A 21,062-nucleotide genomic window follows, 5' to 3' on the forward strand; every position below is an offset into this window, starting at 1 on the left:
TCCCTTACTTAGCCAGGCGCAGGCCAACCTGGGTACGCAAAAACTGCCAGGCCCCCTGCCTGTGACCAAAGGGAGTGATAGGCTGAGTGCTCTCACTCAAGAGATTTTTCAGGTCGGCCACCGGCTTGTCATCGGAGCAGCCGCCGGCCACCATAGCACCATAGCTGCCAACCCGCTTCTCTTCTCCCGGCAGCGGCAAGGGATCACTCCCCGGCAACAATCGAATGCCCCGGCTGGCCGCCAAATCAAAGGGGGCCGGCCGCGGCCAAATTTTCGGCCTCCCGCCGTTGTCGCCGACAAAAAGCGAAGCGGCTGAGGCATTCTGGAGAAAATCGCTGACGATCCCCCCCCGTTTTCCCAGCCATTTTCCGGCCCCCCAGGGCAACACCGCCAAGCCGCCAGCATCCCGCACCTCGTTTACGGTATCAACCAGAGCTTTGCCGTCGCCTATCTTGGCAGTGGTGGCGAGAGCCAGAACCTCCAGCCGTTCTTTGGCCACCAGTTGCCTCCCAGCAACCACAAACAAACGAACCCCAGGCCATGCTGCATGGCGCAGCAGCAGCGACTCCGGCTCGGCGGTTGCCTCTACTGTCCAGGCAGAAGGCAGAAGCGCCGTCCGCTGCCCGGCCTCCTCACGGAGTACGGTGAAGAAGTCAAGAAACTTCGCCTCGGTGAGCAGCAGAAAGTAGGTACCGGCCGTCTGCTGTGCCGAATCCAGCCGCTGCTTATCGAAATTGGTCAATGCCGCGAAAAAAAACCGGTCGAGATCAAACCTCGCCTGAATATGCACATGTGCATCAAAAAATATCATCTACCACCTCTTTTTTAGGGAAATTATTTCTTGCTTTGGCAATAACAATCTCCATGACACTAATCTCGCCTATTAGTCGAGATTAGTAAAAATTTTTGTACTTCATGAAAGCAACTCCCTTGCGCTTATCGGGTCTCGGATGTATCTTGGCCAAATAGGTCATACGATATGAGTTGCAATAGATACGCCCAACATTTCTCAGATGCAAGTATTTTATATTATCGATCTCTCCCCCTGCCCTCCGGGCAACAATATCGCCTGCAGCCGTTGGCCGCTGTTACGAGCCCTCGCGATATCAAGCAAGGTCTCTGCAGAGGTCTGCCGCTTTGGATCTGCGATATTTCAGGAAGCAGGTTTGAGCGAGTCTTCCCAGAGGTTTTTCAGGCAGTTAACATGCACATTTCTATGAGAACAGCAAGATGAAGGTTCTGGTCATTGCCCCCCAACCCTTTTTTACCCCAAGAGGAACGCCATTCAGCGTTTACTACCGATCACTTGTCACCGCCCAGCTGGGTCACTCCATCGACCTGCTGACCTATGGACAAGGCAAGGATGTGGCAATCCCCGGCCTAAAACTGGTTCGTATCCCTGGATTTGCAAAATTCGGCGGTATCAAGGTAGGCCCGTCGATCTTCAAGCTCTTTCTTGATTGTTTCATCGTCTGCTACACCATAGGAATGCTGCTGACCGAAAAGTATGATGTGGTCCACGCCCATGAAGAGGCGGTGTTCTTCTGCCGGTTTCTCAAGCCGATATTCGGCTACAAGCTGGTGTACGATATGCACTCCAGTCTGCCCCAGCAGTTGAGCAACTTTGAGTTTACCAAATCGAAACTGCTGGTCGGCATCTTTAAATGGCTGGAGGATTCCTGCCTGAAAAAGGCCGACGGGGTCATCACCATCTGTCCTGATCTGGCTGACTACGTCAATAAACTCCTCAACAATCCGAGTAAACACTTTCTCATCGAAAATTCCATCTTCGAACCGATCCAGCTGGCCGATACAACCGCTGAACCTGATCAGAAGACAATAAAAGACGGTGTACAGCTGCCGGCAGATGGCAAATACATCGTCTATGCCGGGACCCTTGAACCCTATCAGGGCATTGATATCCTGGTGCCCGCTTTTCGGCTCTTTGCCGAAAAATTTCCAGGCTACAAGCTGGTAGTCGTTGGCGGCAACCCGCAGCAGGTCAAGAAATATACTGACCTGGCGGACGAGAACGGCATAAGCGACAACTGCCTGTTTACCGGCCAGGTCAGTCAGGCCTCAGCGAAATATTACAGCTCCCAGGCAACGATCCTCGTCTCCCCGAGAAAGCATGGCACCAACACCCCGCTGAAGATCTACGAGCAGATTGCCAGCGGCATTCCTCTGGTGGCCACCCGCATCTATTCCCACACCCAGGTGCTCGATGACAGTGTGGCCTTCCTGGTTGAACCGACCCCGGAAGCGATGGCCGAGGGTCTCGCCCTGGCAACTGGACAAACCGGCAAGGACAAGGCAGTCCAGGCCCAGCGCCTGTACAACGAAAAATACGCTAAAACCATCTATCTCGACAAGATGGCCAGGCTGTTTGCCCACATTGAAAACCATCCACGGGTCTGAAGGTGGTAAACGGGACCTTCAGCAACACCAATTAAAGACTTTGACAAAATGTGTGGAATAGCCGGAATACTTGCCTGTAACAACAACCCCGCCCCCAGCCCCGAGCAGATACAGGCCATGTGCGGCGCCATGCTCCATCGCGGGCCGGACGAGGAGGGCAGCATCATCAAGGATGGCGTTGCCCTTGGCATGCGGCGACTGTCGATCATCGATCTTACCGGCGGCAGCCAGCCGATCTACAACGAAGACCGGTCAATTCACTGTGTCTTTAACGGCGAAATCTATAACTACATGGAACTGCGCAACGATTTGGAAGGCCGGGGCCACATCTTCCGGACCCATAGCGACACCGAGGTCATTGTCCACGGCTACGAGGAGTATGGCGACAATTTCCCGACCAAACTGAACGGCATGTTCGCCATCGCCCTGCACGATACAAGGCGCCGCAGGGTGCTGCTAGCCCGCGATCATATCGGTATCAAACCCTTGTACTACGCCTTTGACGGCAGGTACCTGGTTTTCGGCTCGGAGATCAAGGTGCTCCTCGCCTCGGGCTTGGTGGACAGAAAGCTCGACGTCGATGGACTCGGCCAGTTCCTCGCTTGGGAATACGTCCCCGGCAGTCAGACCCTGCTGCAATCTATCAAGAAACTGCCACCTGCCCATTTCATGGCCATCGACCTGCGGGCCATTGCGGTACAGCCGCGCGAGTATTGGGACATCCCGGAGGCTCCTGTCAACATCCTGACCGATAACGAATGGCAGGACCGGGTGGATGCCCTCCTTAAAACCTGCGTCAGCCGCCAGCTGGTCAGTGACGTCCCCCTCGGCGCCTTTCTGTCAGGGGGTGTCGATTCGTCGCTGGTGGTGGCGGCCATGGGCCCGGCCAAGACCTTCAGCATCGGCTTTGACGACCCGTCCTATAACGAGCTGACCTGGGCCCGTACCGTCGCCGCCCATCTTGGCGTCGATCACCACGACGAGATCCTCGCCCCCGATATCGGCGAGCTCTTCGGCCGCCTGGTGCATTTCATGGACGATCCCATCGCCGATTTCTCCATATTCCCAACCTATCTGGTTTCGGCGGTGGCGAGAAAGAATGTCACAGTCGCCCTGAGCGGCGACGGCGGCGACGAACTGTTCGGCGGCTATGAAAGCTATATTGCCGAGCAGCGCGCCGCCCAGTACGCCTGCCTGCCTGCCGCCATCCGCCGCAACCTGGTGGAACCGCTGTTTCGCGCCCTGCCCCCGCGCCCGGCGAAGAAGGGCCTGATCAACAAGGCCAAGCGCTTCTTTGAAGGTGCCGCCCTGCCGGAGGGTCTCAGTCATTGCCGCTGGCGGCTGTTTACCAGCCAGGCGCAGCAGGCTCTGCTCTTTACCGACGAAGCGGCACAATCGCTTACGACGCCGGTCGACGATCATATCGTCCGCCTCCTTACCAAGGCGGGCAATCGCGACCCCCTCAACAAGTGTCTGTATGTCGATACCAAGAGCTATCTCTCCGACAACATCCTCACCAAGGTCGACCGCATGTCAATGGCGGTAAGCCTTGAGACCCGGGTGCCTTATCTTGACCCGGAACTGGTGGCGTTGGCCTTTGCCATCCCCCCACACCTCAAGGTTTCCGGCAATACCACCAAGGTCCTGTTGAAAAAGGTGGCGGCACGGCATATCCCGGCGGAATGCGTGTACCGCCCCAAGGAGGGATTCAGCATCCCCATCAAGCATTGGCTGAAAGACACCCTCCGGCCGGTCATGGACGACCTTCTGGCGGAAAAAGATATTAAAGAACAGGGACTCTTCAACTGGCAGCGGATCCACCAGTTGAAAAACGAGCATCTATCCGGAAAAGAAAATCATAGCCACCAGCTTTGGGCCCTGATCATGTTTCAGGCCTGGAGGAGAAAATGGCTTAAAGGACAATAAGATATGGGAGATATACTGGTAACCGGGGCAACCGGCTTCACCGGCTCGGCGCTGTGCCGGCGGCTGATCAGGGACGACCACAACGTCGTCGCCTTCGTCAGGCCAACCAGCAGGACCAAAGAACTGCAGGATCTCGGCGTCAAGTGCAAGGTTGTCGACATATGTAACCGGCAGGAGGTCTTTGCCGGATTCGACAATATCAGCAAGGTCTATCACATTGCCGCCGCCTACCGGGCCGAGGGCAGCACAACCGATGAGTTTCGCCAGGTCAATGTCGAGGCGACGCGGATCCTGTTGGAAGTAGCCAAGGCAAAAGGGGTTGAACGTTTTATCCACTGCTCGACGGTCGGCGTCCAAGGCGAGATAAACGACCCGCCGGCGGCGGAAGACTACCGTTTCCAGCCGGGTGACCACTACCAGGAATCAAAGCTTGACGGCGAACTGCTGGCCCGCCAAGCTTTTAAAGATGGCCTGCCCGGCACCGTGTTCCGCCCGGTGGGCATCTATGGTCCGGGCGACACCCGCTTCCTCAAGCTGTTCAAGTCGGTGGACAAAGGGGTCTTTCTCATGATCGGCTCGGGCAAAGTGTTGTACCACATGACCTACATCGACGACCTCATCGACGGCATCATCCTCTGCGGCAACCACCCGGCCGCCCTAGGCGAGGTCTTCACTATCGGCGGGGACGGCTATACAACCTTGAAGGAGCTGGTCAACACCATTGCCGACATCCTCGGCAAGCCGCATCCGAAGCTCAGCATCCCCTTTGCCCCGGTATACTGGGCCTCGGTGGTCTGCGACAAGCTCTGTAAAATGATCGGCGTCAGCCCGCCACTTTATCCCCGACGAGTGGAGTTTTTCTCGAAAGATCGAGCCTTTTCCATAGAAAAGGCGAAAAGGCTGCTCGGCTACCAGCCCCGCTATGACCTGACCACCGGGCTCAGCAAGACCGCCCTTTGGTATCGTGACAACGGCTTTCTTGGCAATCGGCAAGATCGATAGGTTGGCCAGTATTATACTTGGTGCTGCCGACCGGACCGAAATGCCCGGTCTGCAGCTTTAGTAAACGCAAAACGAAGGAAACAGCACTTTGGCACCAACACTCCAGACAGCACGTAACTCGCGCGCCGCCGCCGCAAAGGAATATGACGTCATCATCATCGGTGGCGGTATCTATGGTATCACCCTCGCCCTTGAAGCGGGAAGGCGGGGCCTCAAGTCCCTCCTGCTCGAAAAGGGCGACTTCGGCGAATACACCAGTTTCAACAGCCTAAAGATTATCCATGGCGGCCTGAGGTATCTGCAATCCCTCGACCTGCACCGCTTCAAGGAATCGGTGGCCGAGAGGACCTGGTTTCTGAAACATACCCCGAAACAGGTCCATCCCCTGCCCTGCCTGATGCCTCTTTACGGCCGGGGCATGAAGAGACCGGCGGTCTTCCGCATGGCCCTTCTCGCCAATCACCTGCTGTCCCTTGACCGCAACAAGGACCTCGACCCCAGCCACCAACTGCCCGCCGGGTCCATCGTCGATGCCGCCGAGACCAAGAAGATTTTTCCCCTCGCCAATATGCAAGGCCTGCAGGGCAGTGCCCTTTGGTACGACGCCTGCATGCCCGATTCCCAGCTGCTGGTCATGGAACTTCTCCGTTATGCCTGCCACACCGGCACAACGGCCATCAACTACTGTCGCGCCCAATCCCTTTTGACTACCTCCCACGGCACCATCAAGGGGGTCATGGCGGTAGACCGGGAGACCGCGGAAAACCACGAATTCAAGGCACCAATCGTCATCAACAGCTGCGGCCCCTGGTCCCGGAAGATGGTGTCCGGACTGGCCGATGATAACGGGTCGCTGTTTATCCCTTCTCTTGCCTGGAACGTCTCCTTCAACCGGCCAGCCTTGTCGACATACGCCTTGGCGGTGCAGGGCAAGGCCCCCGGCAGCCGCCTGCTCTTCGTCACCCCATGGAAAGGCCGGATATTTGCCGGCTGCGGCCATGAGCCGTGGCTGCGCGGGCCCGACAAGCCGATGCCAACCCAGGCTCAGCTGGCTAATTTCATTGAGGAAATCAATCAGGCCATCCCCGGAGTCAACCTGACCATGGGTGAAGTACATCGCGTCTTTGCCGGTCTTTTGCCGGCCGCAGCCGAAGGCAGCAATGTCCTGACCAAAAGGGAAGTCATCATCGATCACGGTGCCAAAGGTGGGCCGGAGGGCTTGTACAGCGTCGGCGGGATCAAATTCACCACCGCCCGCCTGGTCGCCGAGAAAATCTGGGGAATGATCGGCAAGAAAAAACCCGGTCTCCTGGCAACACCCTCAGCCATGCCGATCCTCGGTGACAATGCCTTCGCAGTCGGCACCAGCCTCTCCCAACAGATCGATTGGGCCAGGCGCGAGGACAACTCTATCGTCCATCTTGATGACCTCGTCCTTCGCCGCACGACCCTCTGGGAAGACGGCGACCCGGCCGCCCTGGCAGCCGCATCCGCCTCCCTGGGCTTTGAAGCGGACAAAGCTGCCAAAGAACTGAAAAAATGTACCGCTGCCCTGCAGCCCCTGGCCCTTGAACCCCAGAGCCAACAGCAAAGAAAAAACAAGCTGCATTGAGGAGTTGAGCCATGATATCCGGATTATTTCTGACCGCCGCCAAAACTGCCGCAACGGCCGAGCTCCTCGCTGCCGCCGCATCGGTCAGTTCTAACAAGATTGCCTTTGAAAATGACAGCTACCTGTTGTCAGAGATAATCGATAGGGAAATCGCCGGCGATCATCCTGCGCCGCCGTGCGTTTCTCCTGACGGTCGTCTGGTGGTTTGCTGCAGAGGCAGCATCTACAACCGGCAATCCCTGCGGTCAGAGCTGGGGCTGCAAGGCGATACAGACGGTCAGGGCGACGCCGAGCTGGTACTCAACCTGTATCTGCAGCACGGCGAGTCCTTTGTCGACGCGCTGAGCGGGCCCTTCGCCATCGCCCTGTATGATGCCCGGCAGAGCACTTTGCTGCTGTACCGGGACCGGTTTGGCATCGAGCCGCTGTATTACAGTGTCGGCAAGGGCTATATCGCCTTTTCTTCGACGATCAAGGGGGTATTACGAATGTCCGGAGAGGGTCCAGCCCTTCAGCGCGATGCGGTTGCCAAGGTCCTCCTTTTTAACTACAACCCTGGCACCGACACCCTGCTGCAAGGTGTAAAACGTCTGCCCGCTGCCCACCGCCTGAAGATAGCCATCGATCAGCCCCTCGACCTGCATCGCTATTGGAAGTTGACCTTTTCTCCATGCTCCCTTTCTGAAGAGGAGGTACGGCACCAGCTACTCGACCACCTACGCCGAGCGGTATCCTCCTGCCTCGGAGCAAACGACCGGGCCGGGGTCTTTCTCAGCGGCGGCATGGATTCGAGCACGGTGCTTGCCCTGAGCGGCGAAAGGGGTGTTGCCCTTAAGACCTTTTCCTATCGCTGCCGGGCCGCCTCATTTGACGAGTCGCACTATGCCAGGGCCATGTCCGATTTTGTTCGCAGCGAACACCACGAATGCGAATACGGCAGCAGCGAGGTGCTGCTCATGCCCGATGTGGTAAAGGCGATGAATGAGCCGTTTTGCGATGTCGGCATTAATATCGCCACCTACCTCCTCGGCCTGAATGCCTCGAAAAACGGCTGTTCTCTGGTGCTCACCGGCGATGGCGGCGACGAGCTCTTCGCCGGGCATCCGGTATATGAGGCGGATAAAATCGCCGGCTATTTCGACGCGCTGCCGCGCCCTCTCCTTGCGCCGCTGCTATCCGTCTTTAGACTGCTGCCCGATTCCGACCAGAAGAAGAGCCTTCCCGTCAAGCTGAAGCGCTTCTCGGAAAGCCTTGCCTATCCCAAGGACTTGCTTTCCCACCGCTGGCGGATCTATTACGACGCCGAAGATCTCGGCAAACTCTCCAGCGCTTCCTTTGCAAACGGCCTGAGATGGCAAGAACTCTTAAGAGATATTCTCACCATCAACGGCGAAATGACCGATGGAGATGCCTTATCCCGCAGTCTGTACAGCGATTATCAGACGGTTGTCGACTTCTACCTGCGCCGTAACGATTTGATCCGGCGGTTCGGCGTCAAGGTCCGCTATCCCCTCCTTGATCATAAGCTGGTGGAATTTTGCGCCCAGATGCCCTCAGCCATGAAGATCAAAGGCTGGTTCGACACCAAATATATCTTCAAGAAGACCATGGAGGGCGTTCTGCCTGATACCATCATCTACCGCAAGGACAAACTCGGCCACAGTATTCCGCTAAAGAACTGGATCAGAGACGACCGGCAGGTCAAGGAGATGGTTCTCGATTTCGTCTCGGGCGATACGATTAGCCGGCGAGGCCTTTTCCGACCGGCATACATCGCCGAACTCATCAACGACCATCTCAGCAAGCGGCGCAACAACTCGCACCGGCTTTGGACCCTGGCCGTTCTAGAGATGTGGCTGCGCCACAATCTTGACTGAAAAGGATTTCCAACTGAAGATGGGAGATGGCGGTTATGCGACCATCTCCCAGTAATCGACCGGACTCAAGAACTACCTGACTGCTGGTCTATGCGAGATGTTCGAGGCCAGGTGCGGGGAATTTGCTGCACAGATCTTTAACCTCACCAGCAATGCCGGCGAGAAGGAGTTGATTTTCCGGATCGGCAATAACCCTGTTGATAAAGTCGCTCACCAGAAGCATCTCTTTTTCCTTAAAGCCCCGTGAAGTAAGAGCCGGCGTGCCCATGCGAATGCCGCTCGGATCATACGGTTTGCGCTTGTCAAAGGGAATGGCGTTGCAGTTGAGGACAATGCCGGCCTTATCAAGGGCCTTGGCCGCCGTCTTGCCGGAGATATTTTTGTTGGTGAGGTCAACCAGCATGAGATGGTTGTCGGTACCATTGGTGATGAGGGTGAAACCCTTGGCCATCAGGGCCTCAGCGAGGACTTTGGCATTCTTGACAACCTGCCTGGCATAGGCCTTGAAGCCGTCGGTTGCCGCCTCCTTGAGGGCCACGGCTATTGCCGCCGTGGTATTGTCGTGCGGCCCACCCTGAATACCGGGAAAGACTGCTTTATCGATGGCTTGGGCGTACTTTGCCTTGCAGAGTATCATCGCCCCGCGCGGCCCCCGGAGGGACTTATGGGTGGTGGTGGTGACCACATCAGCGTAGGGAACCGGGGAAGGATGGGCACCACCAGCTACAAGTCCGGCAAAATGGGCCATATCGACCATCAGGAGGGCGCCGACTTCATCGGCGATGGCTCTAAATTTAGCGAAATCGAGAATCCTCGGGTAGGCCGAGTGCCCGGCAATGAGGATCTTCGGGCGGACCGCCAGGGCCTTCTCACGAACGGCATCGTAATTGAGCAATCCGCTCACCGGGTCCAGTTCATAAGACTGGGCATTGAAATATTTTCCGGAAATAGACACCTGCGCCCCGTGGGTTAGATGTCCGCCATGAGGCAGCGCCATGCCGAGGATAGTATCACCAGGGTTGAGAAATGCCAAATATGTCGCCAGGTTGGCAGGAGATCCCGAGTACGGCTGGACATTGACATGCTCTGCCCCGAACAGGGCCTTGGCCCGGTCAATCGCCAATTGCTCAACCTGATCGATGAACTGTTGCCCCTCGTAGTACCTCTTCCCGGGATATCCCTCAGAGTATTTATTGGTAAGAACCGATCCGGTGGTCTGAAGAACCGCCAACGACACATAATTCTCGGAAGCGATCATGCGAATCTTATCAGACTGGCGCCTTTCTTCCTGTTGCACCAGGGTATAAATTTCCGGATCGAAGTCTTTAACACTTTCCATTTTTTCTCTCCATTACGCATATAATTAGGCAAGGCCTGGAACTCCCTGGCCAATGCCGATACAATCGAAATGCTTTTTGAACAAGCATTACCAAAACAACAATTGAATTTCTGAGGGGCAAATCACCCTACTGCGCTCTTTTGAAGCACCTGGGGAGAGGACACATGCACCTTCAGCAATACTGCCAAAGCCGTCCTCAAATTAGATAACCATAATCGGGCAATTTCTTAGCGGCACCCGCGCTTGATGAGGCACCAACTATAATAAAAACAATCGTTGTTGAACAGCAGAAAGTGTGCGCGATGCAAAAGAACAGTGGTTCACTAACCCTGTTATCCCGGAAAAATTGCCGACCACCTAAAGCACCTTAGAAAAGGTCAGGAAAATCCGTAAATACCGCGGTGGCACCCATGGCAAACAGGTCTTTTTGCCGCTGCTTTAAATTCACCGTATAGACATTGACCGCAAATCCCGCCGACCGTAATTCCCCGATGACGGCGGCATCAACCAGGCTATCCGAAGGATGGTAGGCCGCAGCGCCAAGGCTCCGGAGATACTCAAGGAGGTTAGGAGGGTGGGCGTGACTTTGCAGGACCCCAGTGGCGATCTCTTTGGCAAACGACTTGGCAAGCACCAGATAGTCGTGATTAAAGGAGGAGATCAGCACCCGCTCGACAGAGCCGGTTTGTTGTATCACCTGCATGACAGTCTCGGTCACCTGCTTGTGCTGCTCTTTCCCTTTGTGATCTTTAATTTCGACATTTATCGGGAGATCGCGCAGGGCGGGGTGAAGAAGGACTTCTTGCAGAGTCATGATCTTCTCGGGAAGGCCGCGGCGGATTTCTTCCGGGGATACTATTTTTCCAGCGATAGTGGCGAAAGGGTCTGCGGCTAGAAACCATGAGCCGACATCAAGGGTTTTCAGCTGTGCAAGGGTCCAGTCGCTGACCTCAAGAGATTGCACACCGATTTCCCGATACAGGCTTTTGGCATTACTGGTCCGTTCGAGGCTGGAATCGTGAATAACCACCGGCACGCCATCCCTGCTCATTTGGATATCCAGTTCGATGAAATGGCAGCAACCTACACTGGCGGCAAAGGCTGAGAAGGTGTTTTCTGGACGTCTCGCCCTGTTGCCGCGATGGGCGGCAATAAGTGCGGTCGAAGTAAAATTTGTAAAGAATGTCATGGCAGACCAGCGAAAGAAAAGGTGATGTTTATAAACAGATGTCCGGTAATGGCATTTTGCTGCTCGACACCTGACGACCAGCAACTATAGATTTCTCTCGGCAGTGTTGCAAGGACAATGGTGTGAATACTTGTCTGCCAGAACAATCTGCGGGGCGAATTACCCCATTATATCAAGAGCTCTTCTCAGTCCACGGGCAAACCTGCCTCCGTAGCGCGAAGTCGGCCTTGCATTTTCCGGGTAATCTGGTTAAAAAACAGACCACAATCGACCTCGGACCGAACAGATCTTGCGGTAATTACTTAATTCTGCCAATCCTTTCGCGTAGGGGATATCCCCTTTGTCGTGATTATTCATCTATTCTCGTTATGAAACACCCACACTGCCTCCTAACCAAACCCTTGATTGCAGTTTTCCTGCCACTTATCCTTTTTATCGCATCTGCCACCGATGCAGCATGGGCGGCAAAGAAGGAAACTTTTGATATAATCTATCTCCGCACCAAAGATTTTGAAAAAGTCCTTGATTACAAAGAAGAACTGGAAACGGTATTCGATGCGCAGATAGTAAAAAAACTAAAAATTGTTGGCTGGGGAAGCGGTGAATATATTCTGCTCTACGACGGCAATCTTTCCGCAAGAACAGTCACCCATACGTTGATCAAGCATGCCGACATGCTCAGCAAAACCGGTTTCGACGAACCTTACGCAACCAAGCAGCAAGATTTTTACAGCTTGTTTAATGTCAGCTACGGCATGGGGCGTAATCTTGATTCTCTCAAGGAAACCTATCAGCTTCTCTATTCCTGCCTGGGCGAGGAGGTGAAAAGGGATTTGTTTATCGAAAAGACTGATTACGGCAACTATCTGCTGGTGTATCGTCTCCTCGGAGATGAGGCCTCGGCATCTGCTATCGCTAAGAAACATCAGGCGATCCTCAAAACCAAAAAAATATCCACCTCACTCACCAAGGAGAACAGCAATACGGTTGTCTACGGCGAATCAAGCCTGATAAATGACGGGGATTCAATTAAATCGGCAATCTGCCAGCGCCCAGAATCCACCGAGGACTATAGATTCTCGCAAAAAGACAGCAGCTTGACTGCGCCGAAGGCAACTCAACCTGTTTCTCCCACCATGCCAAAGGCTGTCCCGACGGTTCCCGATAAAGTTGATGCGCTTGCTGCTACCAAGACGGAGGGTGAAGCGGATACCGCCAGAGGTTCACAACTTGAACGCATGGCCGGCGCTTCTTCAGAGGGCACCAAGATAGAGCGGACCATTACCGAACACCTCGATAACCTGAGAAACAAAGGAATTCTTGCAAAAGATGAATCAACTGGCTGGATGGTCTATGACCTGGAAAATGACCGCAGCCTTGCCGGCATCAATGCCAACATAGAGTTTCAGGCGGCGAGCATGATCAAACCCTTTGTAGCCCTGGCTTTTTTTCATAAGGTACGGGAAGGGAGACTGCAATACGACGAACAAAGCAAGAGACAAATGGAGGCAATGATTCAGAGAAGCAGCAATTCTGCAACCAATTTTATAATGCGAAGGGCTGGGGGGCCGGAACAATGCAATGCCATCTTGAAGAAGTATTACAGCCATATCTTCAAGAAAACCGAGATTAAAGAGTATATACCTGCCGATGGCCGTACCTACCTCAACAGCTCCTCCCCCGCCGATTATGTCAGGTTCCTGCGTGCCCTCTGGAATCTCGATATACCTTACGGCAAGGAAATCCGCCGGGTAATGGCCCTGCCCGGCCGAGACAGGCTGTACTACGGCACGAACATTCCCCGCGGCACAATGGTGTTCAATAAAACCGGGTCAACCGCCCGGCTTTGCGGGGACATGGGGATTCTGGTTACGAAAACCCGTAAAGGCGATACCTACCCCTATGCTATCGTCGGGATAATCGAACGCCGCACCAAGGCATCTGATTACGGGCAGTGGATGGCATCACGCAGCCGAGTGATTCGTGATATCTCTACACTGGTTTATGAAGGTTTGAAAAAAGACCATCATCTGCTGTAGCAGCCTAGTCCAGCGTTTTCCGATTTTGCTTGCTTTGCCAGGAGAAACAAATGCACCTAATACTCGACCTCTGCGTAGTACCTCTGGGCGTTGGGGTTTCTGTCTCCAAGTACGTCGCGGCATGCCAGAAGGTTCTGCGGAAGGCGGAACTGAAGCACCAGCTCCACGCCTATGGAACCAACATTGAAGGTGATTGGGACGCGGTTATGGCTGCGGTGAAGAAATGCCACGAAACAATTCACGCCATGGGCGCTCCGAGAATCACCACGACAATCAAGATGGGCACCAGAATTGACCGCCCCCAAAGCATGGAAGAAAAGGTTACCAGCGTATTCGGCAAGCTTGACGACCTTTAAGTAACAGCTCCGGCTATTCCCCCCATTTCTGCACAGCCCAGCCGATCAACCAGCCGGCCCAGCCGATTCCACTGTGTATTGCGACATGATCCAACCACGCTGACCCGAGGCAGTCCTAACGTACAACCATTCAGGCGCGGCACCTACAACATCGACGGTTTGGCCCTCTACCGCCTGACCTATGACAGACGAATCGAGCCCCGGCAATGCACGAATATTCACCAAGTTCTCGGTAACCTTCACCTGTCGCAGGACAGGTCCCGGCCTATATCCGATCTCCGGTATCGGCCTGACAACCGCCGTCTCATAGCGAACCATTGGTGGCGGAGGGGCTGCATAGACAACAGTCCGCTGCCGAGGAGGTTCAAACAAAATAGAACCTACCACCGCCCCGGCCAAGAGGCCAAACCCCAGATGGGTCAGAAAAACATCCCCATGATACGAACGTGGATAATGATGATAGCGGTATGACTGGTGGTGACCCCGATAATAGTTGCCGTACTCATGTCCATAGTACCGAGGTCCTGCAAGGGCGAATGTCGCCGGTGAAAACAGTAAAAACGAAAGAACAAGTACACTAGCAGACAGCTTTTTCATAAGCAGCCCCTCCCCGGCACGGCCGATGCTCGAACGGAAATAAATCCAACTGTCCAGCACTACTCTTCAGGAAAGATATAATACCATTTTCACCACCCCACAAGGGTCTGCTGGAATTGGGTAAAATCCCCTGCAAAAGCAGCCCAGGCGACGCCACACCTCAGCACTTTAAAGTAGAAGTGGCTTCAGAACGGATCTCTGAGGCGACAACATCTCTCTAATTAGCTGCCAGCCGTCCATGTAATGTCCTTGCAGACTCAGGAAAATTTCCCTTGAAGGTGCACCTGCAGTCTTTTTAAAGCACTCTGTTCAAGCTGGTAGATACTGCTGCGCGTTACCTTGTAAAACTCACTGATGGAGAGAATCGATTGTTCCCCTCCTTGGTATGGCGGAAGACCAAAACGGCGTTTGATAATGTCCGCGGTTTTCTTTGAGAGCACCCGGTCTATGGCTTGCAGAAGAATCTGGCGGAGCTGGGCCGCTTCAACAGCTCCAACTGGCGAAACTGCCTGGGACGACAGCTCGGAAAGAGTCAATGTGGCGTAATCGCCACAGAGGTTTTCATTCACCGAAGTGGCTGCCTCAATGATCGACGAGAATTTCCTGAGGTTCTCGAAATTCTCATCTTTATTTGCCTTGGCATACCCTTCGATGGTGTTGGAAGAGATCCGTATCAACCGGCCATCCAGGGCCTGCCGTTGAATCTCCCGAAACACCCAATGTGCAGCAAAGGTTGAAAACCGGACACCGCTTGAGGGGTGGTAACGGTATGCTGCCCTGGCTATTCCTATTGAACCGATCTGCACGGCATCTTCGTAGGTAACAGACTGTTTGTACAATGGATGTGTCTGGACAGCCAGTTTCCGTACCAGGCCCGTAGTGAGAAGGACATAGATATTTCTGAGGGTATTAAGCTGCTCCACCGCCGCCAGTAATGACAAAAAATATTGCCCTGCACATTCCACAGCCGTCGATTGGCTTATAATGCGGTTCCAGACCCTGGCGATGATCGGATGTTGGAAGGTTTTTGATAAAGGTATCGAGGTGCGACGGGGAAGGGAACTGAACAGCAACAGGGCTTCCTGACGCTCTCTTTCCACTGATTCTCCGGTAGCACCGAAGAACACTCGCCGGTTATTAAACAGGTAGATATTTTGAATGACCGTCAAGGCTGCCTGTCTGAACCGTGGCGAGGGGAGCAGACGTTCGGTGAAAAGGTGCCGATAGCGGAGAACCTCGGTGGCCAGTTCTCTTTCGTCATCTGCAGTAAGTACAGCAGTTTTCCGGTGCCGGGAATTTCCGCCGTTCAGCCGGCGCTCTTCAAGGAGGATCTTTTCTTCTAAAACCGGACTAAGCGCCAGGGCCTGGACACGGATGGCAAACGGCCGAGATGAAGGGGCGGCTGGCAGCAGATCGACAATCGCTGGGGAGCTGCGGGTGGTATCCGCTGCCGGTTTTGGCTTTTCTACACACATAGTAGAAGGGAAAAAGAAGCTAGTTCATCTGCAGGTACACTGCCCACACACAAGGGGAATCAGTACCCTCACTCCATCAGCAAAAGGATATCACAGAATTTTGCCAAGAGTGAAATGAAACCAGCTACGCCGGACCATTATTTTTTCGGACTCACCTTCATGGTGATGGTTGCCGAACAAACCTCCAGCCCATCACGGTCGGTAATGCTGACGGGGACATCTTTGTCGCCGGGGACCTGCCAATCTATCTCCCGGCCATCGGCAACGCCCCGCAAATCGGTTTTGGCCTTGGCAAGATACCGGACACTCATGCCGATCGGAATCCACCTGCAGGTTTCAGGAATGGAAACATCGGTCATCAGGCCGGCGGCAATCTCCGCGAGATTACACATGGCAATCGCATGAACCGTACCCAGATGATTGTGAACCTTTGGCGTATTCGGCATGGTGACTTCGCAATAGCCCGGCCGCAATTCGACGAACTGCGGTTCGATTGTTGCGAAATACGGTACAATTTCACAAATCTTTGTGCTAAAACCAGCATTCCCGGCTTGCTTATACAGATCAAACAACTGACTCATAATTTTTCACTCCGTAAAGAAAAAATGACTGCGGGCTCGGCAGTTAAAGCGCCAGGCCATTTCGAACGCACCGATACTGATAGATCGTCAGACCAAAACACTGGCCGGTCAGTGCAAACATTTAAGGATTTTCTCCGGCAGCTGCGGTACTGTACCCAGGTAAGGCTCGGCCGGGTAGCGTTATCTCTTTCATGCCCCACAAGGAGGGTACTGAGGGCTGCAACGCGGCAAACGCGCAGCAAGCATTTATCACCAAAAACTGATTCCACCGCCTGCAAAGACGGTGCCCATAGGAGAAACGCAATGACATCCTACGTCGATCGCAACTATTTCGCGGAACTCAAAAAGGCCTCGGCGGCCGAGATCTGCCGAAACAACCGGTGCAGTTATAACCCGTCCAGCATGTGCTATACCATCTCCATTTGGGGTGAGATTTACACGATTGACTGTGCAAATGCAAAAATTTCACGCAACTCCTCAAGCTCGCCCCCTCCCCATGAATTCTTTTATCTTTTTATCATCTATTATCTGCTCTTGCCTCAGGATATACGGCAAGTTGGCGAATGGATCTCGGAAAAGGATTTCCCGGGCGGTGCGACTTTTTTCCGGGGCCCTCACCTCCTGCCAACCGATCGTATCAGTAGCCGTTTCGGAAATGATATCGATGGGTTCAGAGAATATTGTCAAAGCCTTGGCGGCACACCTCTGCCCTTGGCGGATGCAGCTTTCTCCTTTGCAATCACCGGCGATATCACCATAGCGGTGCTGTACTGGACCGGTGATGATGACTTTCCGGCCGAAGCCAAAATTCTCTACGACAAGGCCAATATCAAGGCGCTACCCCTTGATATTGTTTTTGCCCTCGCCTATGAGGTTTGTCAACGGCTTGGTGCCCCCGGCAGCGATAATCCTAGACAAGGGCAAACCCTGTAATTCCGTTGCACATACGGTTCATCTCAGTCAGAGGGCCAAGATGTGTATGAAAAAATCACGCTGAAAAAATGCTGATATTTTTCCACACCTCTTAACAACAAATAAGACGGGAGAAAGATCAGCGAACAGCAAGCCACTCCGGCCCCATACGCCGTATGACATTAAACCCGCCCGGCACAACGGTATTGTTTTTCAGACCAACAAAGTCGAGAAACACCTGGATTTCATACGACCTCGACCCGGCATTGCAGAAGATAACCAGGGTCTTGTCGTGAGGCAGCTCCGCATACCGGTCACGCACCTGATCGTACGGCAAAGACAACCAGATTCCTGGGCCGAACTTTTCGACCCAAGGTGCGGCTTGTTTCTCATGGCGGACATCGAGAACCTGCCAATCGGGTCGGCTCGCAGGATTTTCCATCCAGGCAAAAAACTCTTCCATGGTAATCTGGCGCATTCTTCCATCACAAAGGTTGTCGGCAACGTAAGCAGCGGCGTTGAGTGGGTCGATCGCTGTTGAAAAAGGCGGCGAATAAGCCATCTCAACATTGGCCAGGTCATCAATGGTTGCTCCGGCGCTGATGGCCACCGCTGCGGCATTAATCCTTGCCAAAGGACCGTCATTGGCAGGTCCGGTTCCCTGGAACCCCAATACTTTCCGGGTCCTACGGTCAAAGAGCAGCTCCAGGCAGAGAATATCTTGACCGGGATAAAAGTGCGCCCGGTCCGACGGAGAAGAGAGGGAAAACTCAACGTCAAAGCCTTCCTCACGAGCATTCTCAAGTCCGATTCCAGTCGCTCCAACGGCTATGTCAAAGGCCTTTAGGACAAAACTCCCAACTCCTCCTTTGAAAACCGATGGAATGCCGGCCATGTTGTCGGCGGCGACCCGCCCTTCCTTGTTGGCCATACTGCCAAACGGCGCGACAAAGCGCTTGCCGGATATCAAATGGGCAATCTCAACGCAATCTCCCGCAGCGTAGATATTCGGGTCGGAGGTCTGCATCCTGGTATTGACGACAATGCCGCCGTTCCGTGACACATGCAAACCTGCATCCCTGGCCAGGTCTGATCGCGGCCTGACCCCAGCGGCCATTACCACCAGATCGGCCTCCAGAGTCCTCTTGCTGGTCCGGACAGCAACCGCCTTGCCTTGATCGACCACGACCTCTAAAGCCGCCTCGCCAAGATATACCTCGACATTATGATCGCGCAGGTGCTTCTCGAGAATGACCGCCAGGGGCCAGTCAATAATGCGCGGCAAAAGCTGCTCTTTAAATTCGACGATGGCGGTTTCAATCCCCCAAAGATCGGTGAAGGCCTCGGCCATCTCAATGCCGATTGCCCCACCACCGATGACCACGGCCTTGCTGACTTGTCCCTTGGCAATCCGTTCCTTTATGGCGATGGCCTTATGCATATCGCTGATGGTATAGACCCCATCGGCATCATTGCCTGGTATCGGTAGCAATACCGGCTGACTGCCAGTGGCCAGAAGGAGAGTATCATAGCCAACACTGCTTTTCTCCCCCGTTTTCAAATCGGCAATCTCAACCGTTTTATTATTTCTGTCGATAGAAAGAGCACGGGTCGAGGTGAGGGTTGTCACGCCTTTGGTCTTGGTAAAAAAATACTCGTCCCGAAGCATATGAAAGCTTGTTGAGCGCAGGGCCTTTTCGTCGGCTACATCTCCGGAAACGAAATAGGGAATGCCGCAGCCACCATACGAAATGAGACTATCCTGGTCTATCATCGTCACCTCGGCATCCGGCATAAGGCGCATTACTCGACTGGCGGCCTTTGGCCCGGCTGCTACCCCCCCGATTATCACAATTCGCTTACCCATTTCCGCACCAATTTAAATTAATTGAGTTAGAGCAACATGTAGTTGCATGATGTGCTTGAATTTCCCACCATTGTCGCCCGTCTTTGAGCAATGTTGAGACGGTGAAAAAACCTCTGTTAGCCCTCTTATCGAAAGGCGAATTTTTTTTGCCTTTCTTCCGGTCTCACCGGATGAGGTCTGATTTAATTATTAGCATATGAACATTATTTTACAAAAAAAGCAAACCCCCGTTCCTGGCAACTCCGGAAAAAACCGGTCTGCAGCCCGCAGCAAATGGCAAATGTGGTACTCTGCGATGGAGGAGCCTTCAGGTGGTTATTCTCCCAAAGATGCCTCCTGGGATTTTGCCGGAGGCAGGGTGATAACAAAGGTTGTCCCAAGTCCTTCCTCGCTTTGCACGGTAATCGCCGCGCCATGATTATCGAGGATGTTTTTGGCAATTGCCAGACCGAGGCCGGTGCCCTTACTTTTATCGCTGAAAAAGGGAAGAAAGATCTGATCAATTTTTTCAGGGGCTATGCCAATACCGTTGTCCTGAATGGAAATCTCGGTCGCCCCGTCAGCCAAGGCCTTGGTGGCCACGCGCAGCATCCCACCCGCATTCATCGCCTGAAGGGCGTTCATGAGAATATTCAAGATCGCCCGGTAAAACAGCTCCTTATCCAGATCATTCTCAGCAAGACCTGGAGCTAAATCGGCAACCAAATCTATCTCTAGCCGCTTTAACTCAGGCGTCAAAAATTCCAACACCTTGGCAAGAACACCATTGACGTTTCCTCTAAGGAAGGTTGCCTTGGGAGGTCTGGCAAAATCGAGAAACTCAACCACGATGTTATTGAGACGAATCGTCTCGTCGACAACGATACGTGCCAGATGTTCACTTCCCGGCGCCAATTTGCTAATGCGTTTTTCAAGGATCTCGGCAGTACTGCGAACTATACCAAGAGGACTTTTAATCTCATGACTGACGGTTGCAACCATGGTTCCCAGGTGAACGAGTCTTTCCGCCTGATTGAGCTTTTCTTCAAGCCTCAGTCGTTCGAGCGCTCTTTTCTCAATAATCCCCTCAGCCCGCGACACGATGAAGCGCAGGACAAGAAAAAGAATGGTCATGATGCAGCTGGAAACGAGTATTATCCTTCCCTGCAGGCGGATAATGTTGGCATAGTTGCCCGTCAAATCCTTCTCAATCTCGATAACCCCCATGATGAGTTCTCCGCCGCCGTCACTCTCCTTGCGCACCTGGCGAAAGGGAATGAAGGTCTTCAGTTCACAGCTCACCTCGGTGGTAATACCGGTGACGCTGAGTACTGAGCCGCTGTAGGTGAATCGCGAGTTGGGGATGCCCTTCAGTGCCTTAAAGTATTCACTCGCCCCGACATCGACCTTGCCGACCAGTTCGGGGAGAGTTGAATAGGAAATGATGTTCTTGCTCGAATCATAAATGGTCACCGAGTCGATCTTCAGACCCTGGATGACGCCTTTAATGATATTGTCAAGAAGTTCAAATTGCTCGGGATTGCGTAAAGCGATGCCGCCATAGCGGATGACTGCGGGAAGAACAAAACGGCGAAACACCTGTTGATTGATATTTTCAGCAAGCAGCAGCGAGTATTCCTCATTCTGCTCCAGCATGACCTTCCGGGCATTTTCAGAAATCAACCACGACAGGAGAAGGGTGAATACCAGAATAACGGCGAGACTGGAGAAAGAGAAGTACTCAACCAGCTTGAAGGGTTCGAGGCCGGCAAGAACCTTTTGTTTTTGCATAACATCAAGGCCCGGAGCCGCCTTTTCCCCTTTAGCCATGCCACATGCCTTTTAGGTGCTTAGAAATTCAAATTTTTGCTTTGTTGAACGAATTTCGTGAAG

At 53.7% G+C, this 21,062-nt stretch carries 15 protein-coding genes; 8 read left to right on the plus strand and 7 right to left on the minus strand.

Translation table 11 applies throughout. From position 1 onward, the window contains the following. Positions 1-4: 4 nt before the first annotated feature. Positions 5-811, minus strand: coding sequence for a hypothetical protein (locus OEL83_16910; GenBank protein ID MDK9708725.1), 807 nt, complete (start codon positions 809-811; stop codon positions 5-7). Between the two features lie 419 nt (positions 812-1,230). On the opposite strand from OEL83_16910, the gene OEL83_16915 reads away from it, so the two are divergent. From OEL83_16915 to asnB (OEL83_16935), 5 genes are all read left to right on the plus strand, one after another. Then, complete coding sequence (locus OEL83_16915; GenBank protein ID MDK9708726.1) at positions 1,231-2,418, plus strand: glycosyltransferase family 4 protein; 1,188 nt, start codon at positions 1,231-1,233, stop codon at positions 2,416-2,418. Positions 2,419-2,466: 48 nt separating this feature from the next. After that, the gene (gene asnB, locus OEL83_16920; GenBank protein MDK9708727.1) at positions 2,467-4,344 is read left to right on the plus strand and encodes an asparagine synthase (glutamine-hydrolyzing); all 1,878 of its coding nucleotides are present in this window, start codon (positions 2,467-2,469) and stop codon (positions 4,342-4,344) included. A gap of 3 nt (positions 4,345-4,347) precedes the next feature. Then, positions 4,348-5,346, plus strand: coding sequence for an NAD-dependent epimerase/dehydratase family protein (locus OEL83_16925; GenBank protein ID MDK9708728.1), 999 nt, complete (start codon positions 4,348-4,350; stop codon positions 5,344-5,346). An 88-nt stretch (positions 5,347-5,434) separates the two neighbouring features. Next, positions 5,435-6,958 (plus strand): FAD-dependent oxidoreductase, encoded by a 1,524-nt coding sequence (locus OEL83_16930; protein MDK9708729.1) that lies wholly within the window; start codon positions 5,435-5,437, stop codon positions 6,956-6,958. A gap of 11 nt (positions 6,959-6,969) precedes the next feature. After that, a complete protein-coding gene (asnB, locus tag OEL83_16935; GenBank protein MDK9708730.1) occupies positions 6,970-8,835 on the plus strand; it encodes an asparagine synthase (glutamine-hydrolyzing) in 1,866 nt (621 codons plus the stop codon). Positions 8,836-8,923: 88 nt separating this feature from the next. On the opposite strand, the gene OEL83_16940 is transcribed toward asnB (OEL83_16935), so the two are convergent. Further along, positions 8,924-10,174, minus strand: a complete 1,251-nt coding sequence (locus OEL83_16940; GenBank protein ID MDK9708731.1) for a serine hydroxymethyltransferase — start codon at positions 10,172-10,174, stop codon at positions 8,924-8,926. Between the two features lie 367 nt (positions 10,175-10,541). Continuing rightward, positions 10,542-11,363 carry a glycerophosphodiester phosphodiesterase family protein gene (locus OEL83_16945; GenBank protein ID MDK9708732.1) on the minus strand — a complete coding sequence of 274 codons (822 nt, stop codon included), beginning with the start codon at positions 11,361-11,363 and terminating at the stop codon, positions 10,542-10,544. 368 nt (positions 11,364-11,731) lie between these two features. Here OEL83_16945 and OEL83_16950 point away from each other — a divergent pair, with 368 nt between their 5' ends. Beyond that, positions 11,732-13,402, plus strand: a complete 1,671-nt coding sequence (locus tag OEL83_16950; protein MDK9708733.1) for a class A beta-lactamase-related serine hydrolase — start codon at positions 11,732-11,734, stop codon at positions 13,400-13,402. Between the two features lie 50 nt (positions 13,403-13,452). After that, positions 13,453-13,758 (plus strand): MTH1187 family thiamine-binding protein, encoded by a 306-nt coding sequence (locus OEL83_16955; GenBank protein ID MDK9708734.1) that lies wholly within the window; start codon positions 13,453-13,455, stop codon positions 13,756-13,758. An 854-nt stretch (positions 13,759-14,612) separates the two neighbouring features. On the opposite strand, the gene OEL83_16960 is transcribed toward OEL83_16955, so the two are convergent. Both OEL83_16960 and OEL83_16965 read right to left on the minus strand, forming a co-directional pair. After that, positions 14,613-15,830, minus strand: coding sequence for a sigma-70 family RNA polymerase sigma factor (locus OEL83_16960; GenBank protein ID MDK9708735.1), 1,218 nt, complete (start codon positions 15,828-15,830; stop codon positions 14,613-14,615). Between the two features lie 137 nt (positions 15,831-15,967). Continuing rightward, a complete protein-coding gene (locus OEL83_16965; GenBank protein MDK9708736.1) occupies positions 15,968-16,411 on the minus strand; it encodes a DUF4442 domain-containing protein in 444 nt (147 codons plus the stop codon). A gap of 303 nt (positions 16,412-16,714) precedes the next feature. Here OEL83_16965 and OEL83_16970 point away from each other — a divergent pair, with 303 nt between their 5' ends. Then, entirely contained in the window at positions 16,715-17,344 is a 630-nt protein-coding gene (locus tag OEL83_16970) for a DUF3786 domain-containing protein (GenBank protein ID MDK9708737.1), read from the plus strand. A gap of 118 nt (positions 17,345-17,462) precedes the next feature. On the opposite strand, the gene OEL83_16975 is transcribed toward OEL83_16970, so the two are convergent. Next, positions 17,463-19,190 (minus strand): FAD-dependent oxidoreductase, encoded by a 1,728-nt coding sequence (locus tag OEL83_16975; protein ID MDK9708738.1) that lies wholly within the window; start codon positions 19,188-19,190, stop codon positions 17,463-17,465. Between the two features lie 315 nt (positions 19,191-19,505). Next, positions 19,506-20,999 carry an ATP-binding protein gene (locus OEL83_16980; GenBank protein MDK9708739.1) on the minus strand — a complete coding sequence of 498 codons (1,494 nt, stop codon included), beginning with the start codon at positions 20,997-20,999 and terminating at the stop codon, positions 19,506-19,508. Positions 21,000-21,062: the final 63 nt, after the last annotated feature.

Origin of the sequence: Desulforhopalus sp. (assembly GCA_030247675.1) — a bacterium.
In the GTDB taxonomy this organism is placed as follows: domain Bacteria; phylum Desulfobacterota; class Desulfobulbia; order Desulfobulbales; family Desulfocapsaceae; genus Desulforhopalus_A.